Below are 18,919 nucleotides of genomic sequence, written 5' to 3'. Positions count from 1 at the left end.
TTTATTAGATCGCTCTTTCAAATTACAGCTTTTAAATTAAAATACAACTGTTTTAGTCTGATTTTAAATACCTATTTTTTATAGGTATTTTTACATTTAAATATAATTAAGCACTGTTAATGAATTAACCTCTAACATGAAGTTTTACTAAATTCTACTTCTGCGACTACATACATTTTCGTTATTCAAAGCTAAAACGGAAATAACAAAAAAGCCCACCTGTTTCCAGATGAGCTTATAACTACTTCCAATGGTTGGATACAGATAAAAAGAAAGCACCACTTGGAAGTTGCAATATCACTTTACCAGAGCCAAAATTACATCTCGTTAAGGTTGAATTAACATTAGGATACGCAGTGAAACCAGCAGATAGTGTGGGATACGTAACCCGTATTCCGCCATATAAGAAATATACTTTTTAACTAAATTCAGCAGCTAAGCGTGTAAACTAATGAAACAAATAATATTTCCATTATTACTATCAATCCTTCCACTTTCAGCTTGTGGTAATTCAAGTGAAATAGCCCCTCCTGCACAAAGTTCAGCAACTAGAGTTGATGCTGAGCTTTCTCCAGAAAGTAAAGAAATCATCAATGAATATAATCAGATACTAATTCAATCTCAAAGTGTGTTGGACCCTCAAAAAACCAATCAAAAGCTCAAAAAAATTCTACCTAAAATTTCTAAAATTAACTCAGAGAATGAACGAAATAACCTTTTACTAAACATCAATATACGTCTTGGCAATTATGAAGAAGCCCTTGCTATTACAAATAGAATTTTAGAAAAAAAAGAAACAACCAATATGAAAAATTTTCAATGTTTACTCATTGAAGTTTTAAACAAACCAAAAAAGGATATTGAAGACTGTTATTTATACAATGCTAATTTATATAAAAAACAGTTAGATAAAATGCCCCAAAATGATCCATATTACGATCAAACAGAATGGGCTTACTATGCGAGTTTACTTCATACAGGTAAAACAGAATATAAATCTAAATTAAAGCAGCTTGTGGACTCAAAAAAATCTCCAGAAGACAAAGCAATTTATGAGTCGCTCTATGAAATAGAAACTATTCCTGACGGTAGAAAATCTATCTTAAATAATTACAAATTCCAAATGTAATGCAAAAAAACCAGCCCATGGTTGGTTTACAACATTATTAATATATATGCAAAGCTGCCAACCCTCATTTCACGTCAAATCTGGCATCAATTTCTGCGCGCTCGGTATTTCTCATATCAATTCAAGAAGCACCATAAATGTACCTACTAATAATCAAATTTAGCCTACAATCCTAAATTTAGTACCCTGTATATCGAATATAAAAAGCTGCACCATGTCCAATAAATCCGTGACACTTGATGCGTCATCAAGCAAAAAGCCGCTCAATGCGGCTTCTGTTATTTTATAGATTATAAGTGGGAGGTATTCCCTCTAAATTCACTTAAATTTAAGTAGTCATAAACAGTAATTAAACATCAATCACATCAGCAAAGTTTGCGCCCAAAACTTTTGCTAAATCTTCGGGTTTTAAACCAATATCCAAACCACGCTTACCGCCACTCACATAGATTTTAGCTAAGTGCTGTGCAGAAGCATCGATCACAGTTTTTAAGCGTTTTTTCTGTCCAACTGGACTAATACCACCAACCAAATAACCGGTTAAACGCTCTGCATCTTTTGGGTCAGCCATTTTGAGTTTTTTACAGCCAAATGCTGTGGCTACTTTTTTCAAATTTAGCTGATATTCAACTGGCAATACGGCAACAAAGTAATTTTTATCGTCCGTAACCATCAAGGTTTTAAAGACTTCTTCGACCGTTAAACCAAGTTTTTCCGCAGCTTCCAAACCAAAACTTTTTGCTTCTGGGTCATGGTCATATTCATGAATTGTAAAGTCGATTTTATTAGATTTTAAGAGTTTACATGCAGGTGTCATTGCTTTTTCGTCATTCCATTCGGACAACTAAGAAAACTCGATTATAAGCCTATTCTCGAAAGACCGGCGAAGACTTTTATATTTTTCATGAAAACGACTTGTGTAATAAGTTTGAGTTAAATACATTTAAACAAAGCAAAAATTTTAAAAAATATGACAACGCTGACTCAAGACCTCATCCAATTATTATCTGTAGTACCCAAAGATCAGGGCTACTTTTTAGCGCAAAGTAAACCTCTGTTTGGTGACCATATTTTTGGTGGACAATTACTTGCTCAGAGCATAGTCAGTGCATCCTTTACCTGCACACTCCCACTCCACTCTTTACATGCCAACTTTATTTCTGCGGGTCTTGCAAATCATCCCGTATTATTTAAAGTCGAAAATTTACGTGATAGCCATAGTTTTTCTACACGACAAGTGACCGCCATACAGCATGGCAAACCAATATATATGGTGATGTTGTCCTATATGAAAAACGAAACGGGTATGGAGTATCAAATACCTGAACCAGATCTGATCCAACAGTTTCCACCAAGTATGCTCAAAGAAGAGCAATTCTATAAAGCGCAAATCCAATCATCTATTTCACCTGAATATCTATCCACATTTTTACAGCCTTTTCAGCTTATATCTAAACCAATTGAATACGTGCTGACAGATTTGCCACCGTCCGGTCAAGCTTCTGTCTTAAATCAAAATCAATATGCAGAATATTTAAAACTCCATGATGCCTTAAATGCCCAATTTGACCAACTTCATATACATCAGGCCATTGCAGCATACTATTCAGACTATAATTTATATTCTGCGGCGCTCAAAACACATGGTTTAAATTATCTGTCTCCTGAACTCTTCGCAACTAGCCTTGATCATTCGATGTATTTTCATCATACCTTTCGGGTGGATGATTGGATTTTCTATGACATGAATACCACCCGAACCTCCCAATCACGTGGGCTTAGTCATGGGCAAATGTGGCAAGATGGAAAATTAGTCGCAAGTACTACACAAGAAAATTTAATGCGTTATAAAGGCGAATCGTGAGGCCTGTGACAATCTTTAACATTCAAATTCTTGTTAAGTTAAGCATCAAGCGTATAAAATTCATGCAAATCATACCGCTATAACAATAATATGCCTTCGATCTACCAACTTAAACCTGCATTTCAAAACCTGCTTCGACCTTTGGTTAAATCACTTCATCATCTTGGTATTACAGCAAATCAAGTAACACTACTAGCAATGTTCATTTCGCTAGCTGTGGCATTTTTTATTTATATCTATTTCTCTCACAACGGTATTGGCATTTTACTGTTGATTTTCCCCGTGTGGATGCTTATTCGAATGGGCTTCAATGCCATAGATGGCATGCTGGCACGTGAGTTCAACCAACAATCCAAACTCGGTGCTTTTTATAATGAATTATGTGATGTGATTTCTGACTCAGCACTCTATTTTAGTTTAATTTGTTTTGCTTTTATTCAAGCCGAACTGCTAATTTTGACCTGTTTTCTCGCCATAATTGCTGAATATACAGGTGTGATGGCGCCATTAGTGGGTCAAGAACGTCGCTACGATGGTCCAATGGGAAAAAGTGACCGTGCTTTTGTATTTAGCATCATCTGTATCGTGATCGTGACTTCTTCTATATTTAACTTCGGTTTAAATACATTGTCTCTTATTTGCAATAGTATTTTGATTATTATCATCTTTTTATTACTTATCACGATTTATAACCGCATTAAAAATAGCATTATCAACCCACAATAAATTTCAGTTTAGATCGTCAGTCGATTTATTATTTTGAGAACAACACAATGTATAACAATACTCAGCATACCTTTACGAGCCATGATGGAACATTCTTGTTTTATCAACATTGGGAAAATAGCAGTTTAAAAAGCAACCGTAAGAAAAAAGCGGTGATCTTATTTCATCGTGGCCATGAACATTCGGGACGAATGGCGCATTTGGTCAATGAATTGAATTTGCCTGATTTTGATTTTTTCGCTTGGGATGCGCGAGGTCACGGCAATACCCCAGATGAACGTGGTGATGCTCCTAGTTTTTCCGCATGCGTTCAAGACATTCAATATTTTGTTCAGCATATTGAACAGACTTACCAAATCCGATCAGAAAATATAGCAATTGTAGCTCAAAGCGTTGGCGCTGTTTTAGCCGCGACATGGGTGCATGATTATGCCCCTAAAATCCGTGCTTTATGCCTTGCCTCGCCTGCATTTGACATCAAACTCTATGTGCCTTTTGCAAAACCCGGCTTAACACTCCTCAACAAATTCGCTGGCAACTTTTTTATTAATAGTTATGTCAAAGCCAAAATGCTGACGCACGATACTGCACGTGCACAGAGTTATGACACTGACCCGAAAATCGCTCGGGCCATATCGGTCCGTATGCTGCTGGGGCTATATGCAGCCTCAGATCGAATCGTTAAAGATGCACAAAATATTTTTGTTCCTACACAGGTTTTATGTTCGGGATCTGACTACGTGGTGCATCAAAAACCCCAATTGGCGTTTTATCAAAAACTCCCTCATCCAATGAAGGAATTTCACGTCTTAGATGGTTTTTATCATGATACCTTGGGTGAAAAACATCGCAAAATCGCCACAGATAAAATCCATCGCTTTATTCAACAATGTTTTAAACAACCCTATTCCGCACCTAAACTTTTAGATGCCGATAAAATTGGCCCGAGCTGTGCTGTAGCAGAAACCTTAAGTTCAACGCTTCCAAAACATTCTTTAAAACATGCATTTTGGAGCTTAACCAAACAAAATCTTAAAATTGGTAGTCTCTTTTCCAAGGGTTTAAAAATTGGTGAAGAGACAGGATATGACTCCGGCAGTACCTTAGATTTTGTCTACAGAGATAAATCAGAAAGCCAAAATGCACTGGGTAAAATCATCGATCGACAATATTTAAATGCGATTGGTTGGCGTGGTATTCGCGTTAGAAAACAAAATATTGAAGCGCTATTAACGAAATATGCTTCTAAGTTAAATGATGCCCAACACGCGGTACGGATTATGGATATTGCTGCAGGCCATGGCCGATATATTTTAGATGCTGTACAAAAACTACCTCAACAGCCTGAATCCATCTTGCTTAGAGACTATAGCTCGATCAATGTACAAGCGGGTCAAGCAATGATTGAGCAAAGAGGTTTAAGCCAGATTGCCAAATTTGTAGAAGCGGATGCATTTGATACCACTTCTTTAGCCAGTGTTGAACCTAAACCCACTCTAGCCGTGGTCTCAGGTTTATACGAATTATTTAGTGATAATGATTTACTTAGACAGTCCTTATCAGGCTTGAGTCAGGCCATTGAGAAAGATGGTTATCTCATCTACACAGGTCAAATTTGGCATCCGCAACAAGAGTTTATCGCCCGTGCCCTGACCTCACATCGCCAAGGAGATGCATGGGTCATGCGTTTGCGCTCACAAGCAGAAATGGATGCCTTGGTTGAGCAAGCCGGTTTCAAGAAAGTCGATCAAGTCATTGATGAGTTTGGTATTTTCACAGTTTCCGTTGCACAAAAAATTTAAGCTTGGATGGTCAATCTTATGCATAAACTGGATACGGATACAGGAACTTGGAAATACGGCCTACTGTGTTTGGCATTTCTGGCACCTTTTTTCTTCTTAAGTTATGGTTTTGCCAACCAATACGCTGCGGGTTTAGCGTCTGTACCTGTTATCGTCTTTGAATGGGAAAAATATATTCCACTTTGGCCATGGAGTATTGTGCCTTATTGGTCGATTGATCTGTTCTATGGTTTGTCTTTATTACTTTGTTGGAATAAGTTTGAATTAAAACAACATGTATTGCGACTATTCTCAGCACAAATCATTTCAATCAGCTGCTTTTTACTTTTCCCATTACGCTTTAGCTTTGAACGCCCCGAACTCACAGGTTTTTTCGGGTTGTGGTTTGATGTCTTGATGGGTTTTGATAAACCGTTCAATCAAGCACCCTCTCTGCACATTGTACTACTGGTGATACTTTGGGATTTTTACCGTCGGCATAGCACAGGCAAGCTAAAATATCTGGTAGATGGTTGGTCCTTTTTGATCGGTCTCTCGGTTCTAACCACTTGGCAGCACCATTTTATAGATATCCCAACGGGTTTATTGGTCGGTGCCTTATGTTTATGGCTATTCCCAATGTCTGGCTCTGCGCCATGGGCTAAAAATATACAGAGTCGTCTAAGCTTAAAGCACATTAAAATCGGCATCCTTTATCTGTTTGCTGCCTTATTGTGTAGCGCAATCGCACATGCAAAAGGTTGGTGGCTTTGGCTGCTCTATCCTGCAAGCAGTCTGCTTTTAGTTTCGTTTGCATATTTATTCAATCGACCGCATTTTTTTCAAAAACTCAGTCATGGTGATATGACCATTGCTGCAAAAATGCTATTCGCGCCCTACTTTGTATTTGCTTGGATCAATAGCCGAATCTGGACCTATCGCCATCCTGAAGATTCTAAAATCATCAAAATCAATCAGAGTTATATTTATTTAGGTCGCTATCCGTCCAAACAGGTCATGCAACAATATGATGCTTTACTCGATTGTTGCGCAGAATTGCCCACTTATCCAAAGTGCTCTTATGCCCAAAACTTGAGTTTAGACCTAATTCCTTTACAGGCCAATCAGCTACATAATGCTGTAGAGTCTTTAGAACTATTCTTGAAATCTAATAACAATGATGAAGCACAAAACATCTTGGTCTTCTGTGCTTTGGGATATTCACGAAGTAGTGCTGTAGTTGCCGCATTATTATTGAAACAACATCCTGAATATTCAGTCGAAGATGTTTTACGAATTATTCGCCATAACCGTCCTTGGGTTGTGCTTAAAACACCGCAAATAAAACATTTAAATACTTATCGTTTAAAACTTAAAGGACTTGCACCATGAATTTACAACTTGTGGTGCTATCAAAGTTGTTACAATCCACCACTGGATTGCTCATTTCAGCTTATGTAGCAGCGATCCTCACGCTCTCGCTCATCATCCAGTTTGGCAATGTGATGCTATTCGATTTGCTATATGTATTGATTTGTCTAGTTTTGCTCGGAATACAGCATTATTTAAGCTTGAGAATCAAATTTGATTCGGCACTTTTAGCCACTGTCGCTGAATGCAGCCAAACCCAAAGCCTTGAACAAACCACCAAAGAGCTGGACTTAAGTTTAATTAACCTAAAATTAATGTCTACAAATAAATGTGGCCGCGCCTGGGAACTACGTGAGTTAGGTTGTCTGGCTTTATTTAAATGGCAGATCTTTGTGCTTTGCTTGCAATACATCGCATTCATCTGCATATTTTTACTGTATAAATAATTCACAATAATTTGAAGCTATGCCAAATCCATTAGACACTTCAGGGAATGCTCACTCACCAATGAAAGGTAATTTTTTAAGCCGTTCAATTGCTCGCTATATTGCCTTTCTCACTCGTCGTGGTGCGCGGCTGCTCACGGGCGCGCGGAGTCTATGGGTCGGGTGCAAACCGGTTATGAAACAGCGTATTTATTATGCAAATCATAATAGCCATATCGACTTTATTTTGCTTTGGTCATCACTGCCGACAGATCTCAGACGAAAGACGCGTCCTGTAGCTGCTTCGGATTATTGGTTAAAAGATGGCTTTCGACGTTTTCTCATTCAAGACACGTTTACTGGCGTCACTATTCAGCGAAATCGAGAGCAAAATCAAGATCCATTAGAACCGATCAAAACCGTATTAGCTCAAGGTGACTCGATTATTTTCTTTCCTGAGGGTACTCGAAATTTAAATGATGACGTTGAATTATTAGCCTTTAAAAGCGGCTTATTTCATCTCAAAAATCAATTTCCTGATGTTGAAATCGTGCCTGTGTGGATCTCAAATTTAAAACGTGTCATGCCTAAAGGCGCGCTTATACCATTACCTCTTTTGTCTACCGTTATTTTTGGTAAGCCTTTAGAAGCCCATAATGAACAGAGTAAAACCGAGTTTTTAAACTACGCTCAGGATGAATTACTCAAATTAAAAGCATTGGAGTATCAATAATGGAATTCACCAATGCACAAATGACCTATGTATTGTTCGGTATCTTTGCAGTTATTTTGATTATTGCCTCAACCATTGGATCAATACTAAAATTTAAAGCGGGTTATGCACCAGCACCGGTCATCGACAATTTAAATGCGCGGATCAATGCATGGTGGGTCATGTTGTTGGTACTTGGTGTAGCAATTTCATTAGGCAAAATTGCCTTTGTGATCCTGTTTGCGTTGATTTCACTCTTTGCTTTACGTGAATTTATCAGTTTACTCCCAACCCGTCGCGGTGATTATCTTCCGTTGCTGATCGCTTTTTATTTTGTCATCCCTTACCAGTATTACTTGGTGTATATCGACTGGTACGGGCTATATTCTATTTTTATTCCGCTGTATGTATTTCTTCTTATCCCTATCGCTACACTCAAAGCCGAAGATACCACGCGATTTTTAGAGCGCAGTTCAAAAATTCAATGGGGTCTGATGATCAGCGTATTCTGTATTTCGCATGTGCCTGCGCTATTAAATCTTAAACTTCCCGGATTTGAAGGTGAAAAAATTTGGCTAGCGATCTGGCTGATCATGGTGGTACAAGCCTCCGATGTCTTACAATATGTCTGTGGCAAGCTATTTGGAAAACATAAAGTCGCACCGATACTTTCACCATCTAAGACCGTTGAAGGATTAATCGGAGGCATTGCTTTAGCCACTGCACTAGGTGTTGCTATGTCATGGCTTACACCCTTTAGCTATCTACAGGCTGCATGTATTGGTTTTATTGTTTGTATATTCGGTTTCTTTGGTGGTCTTGTCATGTCAGCCATTAAACGCGATCGTGGTGTAAAAGATTGGGGACAACTCATCCAAGGCCATGGTGGCATGCTCGACCGAATTGATTCAATCTGCTTTTCTGCACCGATTTTTTTCCACATTTTGCGCTATTGGTGGTCTTAAGAAGTGACTAAGTTTCAAATAGAAAATTTGGGATTTTAAATGATGTTACGCATGTAGAATTAATTTCACATTTTAAAAATGATTTTTAAGTCAATGCGACGGTGTCTTACATCTAAGGATTGAATAAAGGTATTAGCCTTCGGCTGGAGATACTCTTACGAAACGTTGTTTCTCATTCGGCAAAATGAGAAGCGAAGCTTCGAAAGGAAACCATCTTGCGGTGCAATGCACCTCACCGACAAAACTCGTTCACTAACGTCTAATTATTCAAAGAATCGCAGAAACATTTTTGATTACAATAAGTCTTGTCTCAAACAATTTCGGATGACGTTACCGTGTATCGTTCTTTTATTTGAATCAATGTGCGCTTCTGATGTTACTGTGTAGCATCGGTTAATAATACGCACAATAAAAAAATCCCAAGCAAACAAGCTTGGGATTCTTCTCATCAGGTATTCGATTTAAACGACTGAAATTGCAAACTTTTTAAAAATACTTGCACGACGTTTAGGATGAATATTGGCTTTAGTTAAATCACCTTGATAGTGATCATAGACCCGTTTATCCATCATCTTAAACCAAATCGATGGGACTAAAGCAGGTATTAGCATAGTGGCATAGCCGCTAGGCAACTCTGGCGCTTCATCAAAATGTCTTAATGCCTGAAAAGGGCGAGTCGGATATGCATGATGGTCTGAATGTCGCTGTAATTGATACAAAAATAGATTGGTCACAATATTATTGTTATTCCAACTATGTTCAGGCATGGTTCGCGCATAACTTCCATCCGTTTTTTGCTCACGCTTCAGGCCATAATGTTCAATATAATTAATAATTTCAAAAAGGCTGATTCCATAAAAGGCCTGTGTAACTAAATACGGTGTCACGCCTTTACCAAACATTTTCAGCATCGAGGCATGAAAACCTGCACTCATCGCCCAACCATGAAACAGTTCATTGTCCTTCGAAAAGAAACTTAAACCTTTACGTTTTAAGCGTTGTTTCTCAATCTGCACCGCCGATTTAATTCCACCAAATACCGTGCGTGGCCAAAACTCATAAAAGGTTTCACCCATTTTTGAAGATGCAGGATCTTCAGGCGTTGCCGCACGTTTATGGTGCCCATAAGGATGTTCAATGCGGAAATGGCTATAGCCCAAAGGCGCGAGCGTCGCATGTGCCCAATAATGGTCTTTTTTATGTGGTCGATGGCAGAGTTCATGTGCTGTATTTACGCCAACACCATTGATGGCACCCATCGAAATCCCAAGTAGAAGTTGATCTAATAATGAAACATCTTTACGGGTAACCACATAGCCTGCAAAAGCATTCGCTGCCATTTGCAGTGGAATAAATAGTTTGACGATCCGATCATAATAGGGATCATTCACTAAAACTTTGATGTCATCATCTGTCGGGTTATTGGCATCATCACCGATCAGTGCATCCAGTGCAGGAATAATGACATGCAGTAGAAGCGGCCCGCCCATGGCAAATAGTTTTTTTGTCGGTTTTGGACCAAAATGATAACCCGCCAAGATCCCCATACCAATGACTGGTAAACCTGGACTCAATAGCCAACCATAACGTTTTTTATCTAAAACACTACCAATTTTGCTTTCTAACTGAGCGAGCTGCTGTTCATTTAATTTTACTGGTGCATTCATGCGCTAGACTTCCCTAATTACTTCTTCTGTGTTTATATTCGTAAAATATGGGCAGCCAGAACAGTTTTAAGCGTCCAAAAAAACTATGCGATCGTCTTTGGCATTTAAGGATAAATGTTGACCTTTAAACACATAGTGACCATCTATAAATAGAAAATTAATATGAGTAAATATTTGAAATATGGATGCTTTAAGTAAAATTTTTGATGATATTCATCTCCACCGATCTGAATATATTTATTTGAGATCAAAGCATCCTTGGGCTTTTCATTTTCAAGATCACAATGCCATGGTTGCGTATGTAGTGATTCAAGGTCAGTGTGTTGTACATATAGATCAAGAGCAGGTTTTGCTTGAAGCTGGCGATCTTTGCCTTATTCCGTCAGGGCAAAACCACCACTGCAAATCTATACAGTCCGATGTCTTGGTTGAATCAATAAACATCACACCACTGTTTCAAGAGCAACGAAATAAAACCATTGAATTAAATTCTGCCGAATCTCATGAAGCAGAGGAATTATTTGTACTCGCGATCCGTGGGCATGTCGACAGCATTATGGCAAAGCCCTTAGTGAATGCACTCCCCACGCTGTTACATACACCACATATCATGAGCAGTACCGCACCTGAATGGTTGCAAATTGGCTTACATTTTCTGGCCGTTGAAGCGCATCAGATCCGTCCAGGCCGCGACAAAATTTTGGATCATTTGGTGAGTATTTTATTTATCGAATGTGTACGTGATTATATTGCGGCTTTGTCAGATTCGAGCAGTTGGTTGCATGCCTTAAGTCATCCTGAATTATCCAACGCTTTGGCAGCGATTCACGAACAACCACAGCATGCATGGACCGTCGAAAGCTTGGCAGAACAATGTTGCATGTCACGTTCTAAATTTGCCAGTTTATTCACTCAAATGCTCAGTGAATCTCCACTCGCCTATTTGCAGCAACATCGTTTGCGACTGGCGACACAGCACTTACAAATGGGGCAACTGACTATTCAGCAAATTGCCCATCGTATCGGTTACTCATCTGAAACGGCATTTAGCCAAACTTTTAAAAAGTTTTATGATCTAACACCGAGCCAGTATCGACAGCAGCATCAACTCGCAAAAACTGAGTCACCTTAAAGGTTTAATCTAAAAGCTTTAAAATCGCTTCCACAGGGTTTTCACTGTTACCTGAAAGCAGTTGTTTATGCATGGTGATGTGCTGCATCACTTGAATTTGCGATTTTTCAACATCCATCAAGCTTTCAATTTCTGCTGCTAATTTTTCAGGCGTTGCATCATGTTGGATGAGTTCCTGAATCACCTTTTTGCCCGCAATAATATTTGGCAATGAATAATACGGAATTTTGATCAGCAATTTCACCACATGATAGGTCAGCCAATTTAACTTATAAAAGGTCACCATTGGGCGGTGTAAAAGCATCGCTTCTAAAGTCGCTGTACCCGAAGCCAAAGCGACAATATTCGATGCGTTCATCACCTGACGGCCAATTTTAGATTCGGTATCGGTGTTTTCCATCAAGCGAACTTTGGCTTGTAATGCTTCAGGGTACTGCTTGAGCAACAATTCAATTTGCTGTTTACGTGCATCATTAATTGCAGGAATCAGGAACACATAGTCTGGATGCTGCTCCGTCAAAATCTGTGCGGCAGACAGTACCAAAGGCCCCAAACGCTCAATTTCACCGCGACGGCTGCCCGGAAGTAATGCAATATGTTTTTGATGCTCATCTAAGCCTAACTCGTGTTTAGCCGCAAAGAGTGGATTATCTAAAGGCAACTGACTTGCCAATGGGTGTCCGACAAATGCAGCCGGAACTTGCCATTTTTGAAAAAATGCTTTTTCGAAAGGAAATAAACAAAGGACTAAATCGATACTCGCCTTGATGCCATGCACACGGCCTTGTCGCCATGCCCACACTGAAGGGCTGACATATTGCACTGTTTTAATTGGTAGCAGTTTTTGCTTCATGCTCTTAGATAAACGCAAATTAAAATCCGGTGCATCTATCCCTACAAAAACATCGACAGGGTTTTCAGTCCATTTTTCAACCAGACCATCACGTACAGCAAAGAGTTTTTTAATATCTTTTAAGACTTCAACAATCCCCATCACCGATAAAATATCCATCGGATAATAGCTGTTAAAGCCTTCTGCAATCATTTGCGGACCACCAATGCCTTCAAATTCCGCATCGATCCCTTGCTCTCGAAAACTACGGATAAGCTTGGCGCCTAATGTATCCCCGGATACTTCCCCAACCACGATGCCAATTTTAAGTTTCCGATTTTGCAAAAGTCTGTCCTTTTAACTTAATGTTCTTTAGTTATAGATTCTATACGAGTCCTTCACAAAGTTAATAGATTTCCTGAAAAAAGCTGCACAGCTTTAATTCACCATTTTAGAAATATTCCTCACTGCTGCTTAGCTACTAACTTACGAAATAGCACTGCGGTTTTAAAACCCGTGCTTTCCGCAAGTTTATCAACTGAATAATCTGTCAATTCGAGCAATTCAGCCCCACATCGCAGTCTTTCATTATTTAACCATGTGACAATTGGTAGCCCTGTCGCATGTTTAAAATGTCTAGTTAGTGTCCTTCTACTCATATTCGAATAATGGCGAAACCTTATCTTTTTAAATTTTGCAGGAATGGACTTTAAGTTCACAGTCGCCTATATCGATAAATAACAAATTGAAGATTAGGAATATAAAATCTACGGTGCGTTTTAGACATTGGATATCTATTTTCAGATCGTCACTCCTTTATATTCTTAATACATGATTTCACTGCTGCATAATCTCTATTTTAACTATTAACTACTTGAGAAAACCGTAATCAATAACTTAGCTTATTTAAAATCCTTTATTTTCCAAATTAAAACCACTCTTTATCTATTTTTTTCACAAGCAAATCACTAATCGAGACAACGACTTATATCAATTAGTCATAAGATATGCACGTTTTTTGATATTTGGCATTCAGCGATGGTCGGTCCTTTAGAGTTCATTCTGGCAGGTGTAATTGTAGGTTTCTGCGTAGGTATTACCGGCGTTGGCGGTGGTTCATTGATGACCCCGATCCTGATCAGCCTGTATAAAATTGAACCCCATATTGCGATCGGCACAGACCTACTATATGCCGCAATTTCAAAATTTTGTGGTTCTTTAGTTCATGCACGTAAAATGAATATTGTATGGACCATTGTTATTTGGCTTGCAGTCGGCAGTATCCCTGCGTCTTTTGCGACCCATTGGGTACTGGAAAACTATCTGAGCCAATCGACACATTACAAAACGGTATTAACCATGTTTTTGGGTTTTATGCTGACGATTACTGGGATCTCAATTATTTTCCGTGGTCATATCGAAAAATTCTTTAATAAATTTCGAAAAACTGATCAGTTAGATGATATGAGTGCGGATCTTGAACGTATCAATTTCCAAGCTAAAAATAAGCGTGCATATATCATCATCATGGGGATTATTTTAGGCGTATTCGTTACCCTATCGTCTGTTGGTGCAGGTGCCTTCGGTATTATGGCTTTGGTACTTATGTTCCCGAACTTACCGATGATTCGTATTATCGGCTCTGACGTCGTACATGCCGTGCTTCTTACACTGGTTGCAGGCTTGGGTCATATGAGCTCAGGTAATGTCGATTTTCATTTATTGGGTTGGTTATTGGTGGGTTCTATTCCCGCGATTGTGGTCGGAACTTTAATCAGCTCACGTTTACCTGAAAAAGTCATTCGTAAAGTCTTAGGCATTACCTTGTTTGTTTTAGGCATGAATTTCATCATTAATCCAGTAAAATCAAAACCTGTCGAAAAACCAACAACTGCAATGTTGATCGCACCGACGGTGAATAGTCAGCAGGTTTAAATTAACTGCCCGATTCATCACTTTTTTTTCAGAGACTTATTGATCTTTTTTATAACATTTGAATGCTATATTCATGTTATATTCGGCTCACGAAACAACCTTTTGTATAATCAAACCAGTGACGGCAATGAATACTTTACAGTCAAATTCTATTACCCAAAACGACATTGATGACGTGAATGTAAAAAGCATTCAGCCTCTTGTTACTCCTGCAGAACTAAAAAAAGAGCTACCTCTGACTGAAACTGCCTATCAAACAGTCCTTAAGGGCCGTGAAACTGTACGTAATATTTTAGATGGAAATGACAAACGTCTTTTTGTTGTCATTGGTCCATGTTCAATTCACGACACAGTCGCTGCACATGATTATGCTGACCGTTTAAAAGTTTTAAGTGATAAAATACAAGATACAATTTATGTCGTGATGCGTGTGTATTTTGAAAAACCACGTACCACTGTTGGTTGGAAAGGTCTAATTAATGACCCTGACATGAACGACTCATTCAACATCGAAAAAGGCTTACGTATTGGCCGTAAACTTTTACTAGAATTGAATGAGAAAGGTTTGCCTTGTGCAACTGAAGCACTCGATCCAAACTCACCACAGTACTACCAAGATCTTATCTCTTGGTCAGCGATTGGTGCGCGTACCACTGAAAGCCAAACACATCGTGAAATGTCTTCTGGCCTGTCTTCACCTGTGGGCTTTAAAAATGGTACAGATGGCGGTTTAACCGTTGCGACCAATGCCATGCAATCTGTTAAACATGGTCATAGCTTCTTGGGCTTAAGCGACCAAGGTCAAGTTTCTGTTATTCGTACCAGTGGTAACCCTTATGCACACGTTGTACTCCGTGGCGGTAACGGTAAACCAAACTACGACGCAGGTTCTGTTGCAGATGCAGAGGCGGCATTAGCCAAAGCAAAAGTTAGTGGCAAAATCATGATTGATACCAGTCATGCAAACTCAAACAAAGACCCGTACCTACAACCCCTTGTTCTGAAAAATATTACTGAACAAATCCTTGACGGAAACAAGTCAATCGTGGGTATTATGGTTGAAAGTCACTTAAAAGGTGGTCGTCAGGATATTCCTGCCAACCTCTGTGACCTCGAATATGGTAAATCAGTGACTGATGGCTGTATCGATTGGGATACGACTGAAAAAGTCTTGTTAGAGATGCATGAAGCACTTAAAGACGTGTTACCGACACGCTAAGTGAATGAAAAACGCCATCTTCGAGATGGCGTTTTACTTTGAAGGATTATTTGTCAGATGAATGAAATCGAAAATGCGTTAAGTCACATTGAAAACTTCCAATATATACATGAACACTTATTAACGTCAGGACAACCATCTCCTTCTGAGCTTCAAACGATCAAAGAATATGGTGTTTCAACAGTTATCAATTTAGCATTGACTGATGCATCCAATCATATCGAGCATGAAGACCGCATTTGCCTAGATCTAGGCCTGAACTATATCCAAGTTCCAATCTCTTGGGATACCCCTTCAGATGATCAATGCCTTTTAGTACTCGATATGATTGACCATTTGGTTCAAGGGCAAACGGTTTGGCTACACTGTGCGAAAAACTTCCGTGTAAGCAGTTTGATGTATTTATATCGTCAATACTATATGGATGTTGATATGCCAAAGGCTCAAGATTTGATGCATCAAATTTGGGAACCCAATGAAACATGGACAGGTTTAATCCATGCTGTTGCCTTACAACTTCAAGGCCGTAAAGCAACTCAAGATTTACAACATGCACTGATCCATCCAGATCATTTTGCGTGAGAAATCAGTACTGTTGCAGTAGAAAGAATACCTTCTTGGCGACCAGTAAACCCTAATTTTTCGGTGGTGGTCGCTTTGATGCTAATTTGTGTAACTTCAACATCCATAACATCTGCGATACTTTGACGCATTTCTAAATTATGTTTTGCTAGTTTAGGGCGCTCACAAGCCACGGTAATATCAGCATTATTAAGTACATATCCACGATCTAAAATCAGTTGGTAGACGTGTTTTAAAAGTACTCGACTATCGGCACCTTTAAATTTTGGATCTGTATCTGGAAAATGCTGACCAATATCTCCAAGTGCCAAAGCACCTAATAATGCATCACAAAGCGCGTGCAATACCACATCACCATCTGAATGTGCTTTGAGTCCATGTGTATGTGGAATTTGAACACCAGCAAGCGTTACAAAGTCACCTTCTTCAAATGCATGCACATCCATGCCCTGACCGATACGAATTTGAGCTATCATGCTTGAGTTCCTTGAGAAAATAATGATTGAAATCTTGTATTCACGCTTTCTATTTCGCTATAGTGTGGGCAAGCGCAACATAGTGAAAGTATAAGCGATCATGCTGTTGAAAACAGAAATAAATATCATCAAAAAATTCGGACTGGTTCTGCTCATAGGTTCTGGCCTAGCGACGTTTACGCATGCAGAAAAGATAGACTGTGATCATGCCAATACTCAGGCAAAAAAAAATTACTGTTCTGACGGTTTTGAAGAACAGCGTGAAAAGTTAGATGGGCTTTTTTTAACAGCGCAGTTAATTACCGATGCCCCAATACGCTTACTGATAGATACGCAAAAATTATGGTACAGTCGTGTTCAGCAATGCAAAAACTTGGAGTGTTTTAAACAACAATTTGAGCTTCGCCATGAAGATTTGAATATTTATACCTCGATGAACCAAAGTTTAACGCAGCATTATCTGAAATTTGAAAATGGTCATTTTGCGACATCACCTGTACATTTAAAGGTACATCAACTGGGCAAAGACAGCATCAAAATAGAAGGCATTGCCTATCGTAATCCGAACAATCGAGTTGAAACACAAACCATTCCATTTTTAGCTTACACAACACCCGAACAAAAAAATCAAATCACCGATAATGAACACGACTGCAAATATCAGTTCAATTACAGTAAAGCCTTACTCTCAGTAAAAACTGAACAAAAAGGCTGTGAACGTTTTGCAGGGATTTATCGCTTATATGATTAAGATCAAATTCGAATGACTTAGAAACATCAAAAAAGCCTCAACATTGAGGCTTTTTTGATGTCTACAATATGTCAGTTAAATCGGATGTGTTTGCTGCACTTGCTGGCTAATCATCGCAGCTGTTGCCGCAGATAAGGTCCATCCAAGGTGACCATGCCCTGTATTATAGAAAATATGATCTCGCTTACCAGCATGTACCACAGGCATCATATTGGGCATCATTGGTCGTAAACCCGCCCACGGCACCACATGTTCTGTTGATAGATTAAAATTACGATTCGACCAATCAATTAAAGGCTGAATGCGATCGGCACGAATATCTCGGTTATAGCCATTAAACTCTGCCGTACCTGCAACACGGAGTCGATTTGCACCTAAGCGTGAAGTCACAATTTTGGCACTTTCATCCAACAGACTTACCCAAGGCGCATTGGCCTGACTTTGTTCATCATTTAAATTAATGGTGATTGAATATCCTTTGACTGGATACACATTTACGCGATCACCGAGTTTATGTGCAAGTTCATAACTACCTACGCCACCACAGACCACCACAGCATCTGCTTCAAGTATGGTATCAGCATCAGGATGTTCCATATTTTCATCACTGGCTTTTAACTGAACATTGACACCTTTTGCATGATGTTCAAAGTCAGTCACCTCAAAACCCCACATATATTTCACTTCAAAGCGTTCTGTTGCTTTAGCAAGCTGCGTCGTAAATTTATGGATGTCGCCCGTGGCATCCCCCGGACAATAAAAACCACCATAGTATTCACCTGTCAGACTAGGCTCGATATCACGGATTTCAGCTAATGTCACAGGATGACGCTCTAAGCCACCCTCACAGAGCATATTATTAACTTGAGTCGCCACCTCATAATCATGTTGATTATGAAAGAAATGTAAAATGCCGCGTTTTTCTAAATCAAACTGTAAGTTTTCATGCTCAGCAATTTCAAATAAACGCTGACGTGCCATCAATGCGAGACGGACGGTTTCGTGAGTATTTTCACGATAATCTTTAATATGTCCCATAAACTCAAAAAGCCATGAATATTTATGAAGATTAAAACTTGGATTTAATAGTAATGGCGCGGTTTTTTGTGACATCCATTTGATGCCTTTCACCACCGTTGCTTTTTGATTCCAGACTTCAGCATTACATGCTGATAATTGACCACCATTGGCAAAAGAAGTTTCCATTGCAGGATAAAGATGTTTATCGACCACGGTGACACGATAGCCGAGTAATCCGAGTTCGTAAGCTGTCGTTACCCCAGTAATACCTGCACCAATCACAACAATATGACACATATAGGCTCCTTGGAAATTATATTTCCTATGCTCGC

At 39.1% G+C, this 18,919-nt stretch carries 19 protein-coding genes; 13 read left to right on the top strand and 6 right to left on the bottom strand.

Features of this window, described 5'->3' with window-relative positions:
- Positions 1 to 451: 451 nt before the first annotated feature.
- Positions 452 to 1,129, top strand: a complete 678-nt coding sequence (locus tag FTV50_RS04080; RefSeq protein WP_180023591.1) for a hypothetical protein — start codon at positions 452 to 454, stop codon at positions 1,127 to 1,129.
- Positions 1,130 to 1,478: 349 nt separating this feature from the next.
- Here FTV50_RS04080 and ybaK read toward each other — a convergent pair whose 3' ends face one another.
- Complete coding sequence (gene ybaK, locus FTV50_RS04075) at positions 1,479 to 1,946, bottom strand: Cys-tRNA(Pro) deacylase (RefSeq protein WP_180023982.1); 468 nt, start codon at positions 1,944 to 1,946, stop codon at positions 1,479 to 1,481.
- Between the two features lie 153 nt (positions 1,947 to 2,099).
- Between ybaK and FTV50_RS04070 the strand changes: the two genes are divergently transcribed.
- The 7 genes from FTV50_RS04070 (at position 2,100) to FTV50_RS04040 (ending at position 8,973) form a co-directional block, all read left to right on the top strand.
- Positions 2,100 to 2,993: an acyl-CoA thioesterase II gene (locus FTV50_RS04070; RefSeq protein WP_180023590.1), complete on the top strand. Its 894-nt coding sequence runs from the start codon at positions 2,100 to 2,102 to the stop codon at positions 2,991 to 2,993.
- Between the two features lie 90 nt (positions 2,994 to 3,083).
- Positions 3,084 to 3,719 (top strand): CDP-alcohol phosphatidyltransferase family protein, encoded by a 636-nt coding sequence (locus tag FTV50_RS04065; protein WP_180023589.1) that lies wholly within the window; start codon positions 3,084 to 3,086, stop codon positions 3,717 to 3,719.
- A gap of 47 nt (positions 3,720 to 3,766) precedes the next feature.
- On the top strand, positions 3,767 to 5,521 hold the full coding sequence (locus FTV50_RS04060) for a bifunctional alpha/beta hydrolase/class I SAM-dependent methyltransferase (protein WP_180023588.1): 1,755 nt from the start codon (positions 3,767 to 3,769) through the stop codon (positions 5,519 to 5,521).
- A gap of 18 nt (positions 5,522 to 5,539) precedes the next feature.
- On the top strand, positions 5,540 to 6,892 hold the full coding sequence (locus FTV50_RS04055; protein ID WP_078193855.1) for a phosphatase PAP2 family protein: 1,353 nt from the start codon (positions 5,540 to 5,542) through the stop codon (positions 6,890 to 6,892).
- Positions 6,889 to 7,317, top strand: coding sequence for a hypothetical protein (locus FTV50_RS04050; RefSeq protein ID WP_180023587.1), 429 nt, complete (start codon positions 6,889 to 6,891; stop codon positions 7,315 to 7,317). The genes FTV50_RS04055 and FTV50_RS04050 overlap by 4 nt, the downstream gene beginning before the upstream one ends.
- A gap of 61 nt (positions 7,318 to 7,378) precedes the next feature.
- Entirely contained in the window at positions 7,379 to 8,029 is a 651-nt protein-coding gene (locus FTV50_RS04045; RefSeq protein ID WP_180023981.1) for a 1-acyl-sn-glycerol-3-phosphate acyltransferase, read from the top strand.
- Positions 8,029 to 8,973, top strand: a complete 945-nt coding sequence (locus tag FTV50_RS04040; protein WP_078191012.1) for a phosphatidate cytidylyltransferase — start codon at positions 8,029 to 8,031, stop codon at positions 8,971 to 8,973. Before FTV50_RS04045 ends, FTV50_RS04040 begins: the two co-directional genes overlap by 1 nt.
- Before the next feature lie 461 nt (positions 8,974 to 9,434).
- On the opposite strand, the gene FTV50_RS04035 is transcribed toward FTV50_RS04040, so the two are convergent.
- The gene (locus FTV50_RS04035) at positions 9,435 to 10,640 is read right to left on the bottom strand and encodes an alkane 1-monooxygenase (protein ID WP_180023586.1); all 1,206 of its coding nucleotides are present in this window, start codon (positions 10,638 to 10,640) and stop codon (positions 9,435 to 9,437) included.
- Positions 10,641 to 10,821: 181 nt separating this feature from the next.
- On the opposite strand from FTV50_RS04035, the gene FTV50_RS04030 reads away from it, so the two are divergent.
- Positions 10,822 to 11,772, top strand: a complete 951-nt coding sequence (locus FTV50_RS04030; protein WP_180023585.1) for an AraC family transcriptional regulator — start codon at positions 10,822 to 10,824, stop codon at positions 11,770 to 11,772.
- Between the two features lie 4 nt (positions 11,773 to 11,776).
- On the opposite strand, the gene lpxB is transcribed toward FTV50_RS04030, so the two are convergent.
- Together lpxB and FTV50_RS16845 are read right to left on the bottom strand one after the other, a co-directional pair.
- Positions 11,777 to 12,949: a lipid-A-disaccharide synthase gene (lpxB, locus tag FTV50_RS04025; RefSeq protein WP_180023584.1), complete on the bottom strand. Its 1,173-nt coding sequence runs from the start codon at positions 12,947 to 12,949 to the stop codon at positions 11,777 to 11,779.
- 119 nt (positions 12,950 to 13,068) lie between these two features.
- Positions 13,069 to 13,263, bottom strand: coding sequence for a helix-turn-helix domain-containing protein (locus FTV50_RS16845; protein WP_180023583.1), 195 nt, complete (start codon positions 13,261 to 13,263; stop codon positions 13,069 to 13,071).
- A 379-nt stretch (positions 13,264 to 13,642) separates the two neighbouring features.
- On the opposite strand from FTV50_RS16845, the gene FTV50_RS04015 reads away from it, so the two are divergent.
- The 3 genes from FTV50_RS04015 to FTV50_RS04005 all read left to right on the top strand — a co-directional run bounded on the left by FTV50_RS04015 (position 13,643) and on the right by FTV50_RS04005 (position 16,340).
- Positions 13,643 to 14,539, top strand: coding sequence for a sulfite exporter TauE/SafE family protein (locus tag FTV50_RS04015; protein ID WP_078193863.1), 897 nt, complete (start codon positions 13,643 to 13,645; stop codon positions 14,537 to 14,539).
- A 127-nt stretch (positions 14,540 to 14,666) separates the two neighbouring features.
- Positions 14,667 to 15,758: a 3-deoxy-7-phosphoheptulonate synthase gene (locus FTV50_RS04010; RefSeq protein ID WP_143221612.1), complete on the top strand. Its 1,092-nt coding sequence runs from the start codon at positions 14,667 to 14,669 to the stop codon at positions 15,756 to 15,758.
- Positions 15,759 to 15,815: 57 nt separating this feature from the next.
- The gene (locus tag FTV50_RS04005) at positions 15,816 to 16,340 is read left to right on the top strand and encodes a protein tyrosine phosphatase family protein (RefSeq protein WP_078191020.1); all 525 of its coding nucleotides are present in this window, start codon (positions 15,816 to 15,818) and stop codon (positions 16,338 to 16,340) included.
- On the opposite strand, the gene ispF is transcribed toward FTV50_RS04005, so the two are convergent.
- Positions 16,328 to 16,816: a 2-C-methyl-D-erythritol 2,4-cyclodiphosphate synthase gene (gene ispF / locus FTV50_RS04000; RefSeq protein ID WP_168378679.1), complete on the bottom strand. Its 489-nt coding sequence runs from the start codon at positions 16,814 to 16,816 to the stop codon at positions 16,328 to 16,330. The two genes, FTV50_RS04005 and ispF, sit on opposite strands and share 13 nt — an antisense overlap.
- 100 nt (positions 16,817 to 16,916) lie before the next feature.
- On the opposite strand from ispF, the gene FTV50_RS03995 reads away from it, so the two are divergent.
- Positions 16,917 to 17,567: a hypothetical protein gene (locus FTV50_RS03995; protein ID WP_180023582.1), complete on the top strand. Its 651-nt coding sequence runs from the start codon at positions 16,917 to 16,919 to the stop codon at positions 17,565 to 17,567.
- Between the two features lie 75 nt (positions 17,568 to 17,642).
- On the opposite strand, the gene FTV50_RS03990 is transcribed toward FTV50_RS03995, so the two are convergent.
- Entirely contained in the window at positions 17,643 to 18,884 is a 1,242-nt protein-coding gene (locus FTV50_RS03990; RefSeq protein ID WP_180023581.1) for a D-amino acid dehydrogenase, read from the bottom strand.
- Positions 18,885 to 18,919 lie beyond the last annotated feature (35 nt).

The sequence above is a fragment of the Acinetobacter sp. YH1901134 genome (genome assembly GCF_013416965.1).
GTDB classification, from domain to species: domain Bacteria; phylum Pseudomonadota; class Gammaproteobacteria; order Pseudomonadales; family Moraxellaceae; genus Acinetobacter; species Acinetobacter amyesii.
This window is presented reverse-complemented; position numbering and strand designations above follow the sequence as displayed.

What these genes read in the sequence shown, in the direction of transcription:
- FTV50_RS04080 (WP_180023591.1), top strand. Translation starts at nt 452, where the DNA reads ATGAAACAAATAATATTTCCATTATTACTATCAATCCTTCCACTTTCA.
- ybaK (WP_180023982.1), bottom strand. Translation starts at nt 1,946, where the DNA reads ATGACACCTGCATGTAAACTCTTAAAATCTAATAAAATCGACTTTACA.
- FTV50_RS04070 (WP_180023590.1), top strand. Translation starts at nt 2,100, where the DNA reads ATGACAACGCTGACTCAAGACCTCATCCAATTATTATCTGTAGTACCC.
- FTV50_RS04065 (WP_180023589.1), top strand. Translation starts at nt 3,084, where the DNA reads ATGCCTTCGATCTACCAACTTAAACCTGCATTTCAAAACCTGCTTCGA.
- FTV50_RS04060 (WP_180023588.1), top strand. Translation starts at nt 3,767, where the DNA reads ATGTATAACAATACTCAGCATACCTTTACGAGCCATGATGGAACATTC.
- FTV50_RS04055 (WP_078193855.1), top strand. Translation starts at nt 5,540, where the DNA reads ATGCATAAACTGGATACGGATACAGGAACTTGGAAATACGGCCTACTG.
- FTV50_RS04050 (WP_180023587.1), top strand. Translation starts at nt 6,889, where the DNA reads ATGAATTTACAACTTGTGGTGCTATCAAAGTTGTTACAATCCACCACT.
- FTV50_RS04045 (WP_180023981.1), top strand. Translation starts at nt 7,379, where the DNA reads ATGAAAGGTAATTTTTTAAGCCGTTCAATTGCTCGCTATATTGCCTTT.
- FTV50_RS04040 (WP_078191012.1), top strand. Translation starts at nt 8,029, where the DNA reads ATGGAATTCACCAATGCACAAATGACCTATGTATTGTTCGGTATCTTT.
- FTV50_RS04035 (WP_180023586.1), bottom strand. Translation starts at nt 10,640, where the DNA reads ATGAATGCACCAGTAAAATTAAATGAACAGCAGCTCGCTCAGTTAGAA.
- FTV50_RS04030 (WP_180023585.1), top strand. Translation starts at nt 10,822, where the DNA reads ATGGATGCTTTAAGTAAAATTTTTGATGATATTCATCTCCACCGATCT.
- FTV50_RS16845 (WP_180023583.1), bottom strand. Translation starts at nt 13,263, where the DNA reads ATGAGTAGAAGGACACTAACTAGACATTTTAAACATGCGACAGGGCTA.
- FTV50_RS04015 (WP_078193863.1), top strand. Translation starts at nt 13,643, where the DNA reads ATGGTCGGTCCTTTAGAGTTCATTCTGGCAGGTGTAATTGTAGGTTTC.
- FTV50_RS04010 (WP_143221612.1), top strand. Translation starts at nt 14,667, where the DNA reads ATGAATACTTTACAGTCAAATTCTATTACCCAAAACGACATTGATGAC.
- FTV50_RS04005 (WP_078191020.1), top strand. Translation starts at nt 15,816, where the DNA reads ATGAATGAAATCGAAAATGCGTTAAGTCACATTGAAAACTTCCAATAT.
- ispF (WP_168378679.1), bottom strand. Translation starts at nt 16,816, where the DNA reads ATGATAGCTCAAATTCGTATCGGTCAGGGCATGGATGTGCATGCATTT.
- FTV50_RS03995 (WP_180023582.1), top strand. Translation starts at nt 16,917, where the DNA reads ATGCTGTTGAAAACAGAAATAAATATCATCAAAAAATTCGGACTGGTT.
- FTV50_RS03990 (WP_180023581.1), bottom strand. Translation starts at nt 18,884, where the DNA reads ATGTGTCATATTGTTGTGATTGGTGCAGGTATTACTGGGGTAACGACA.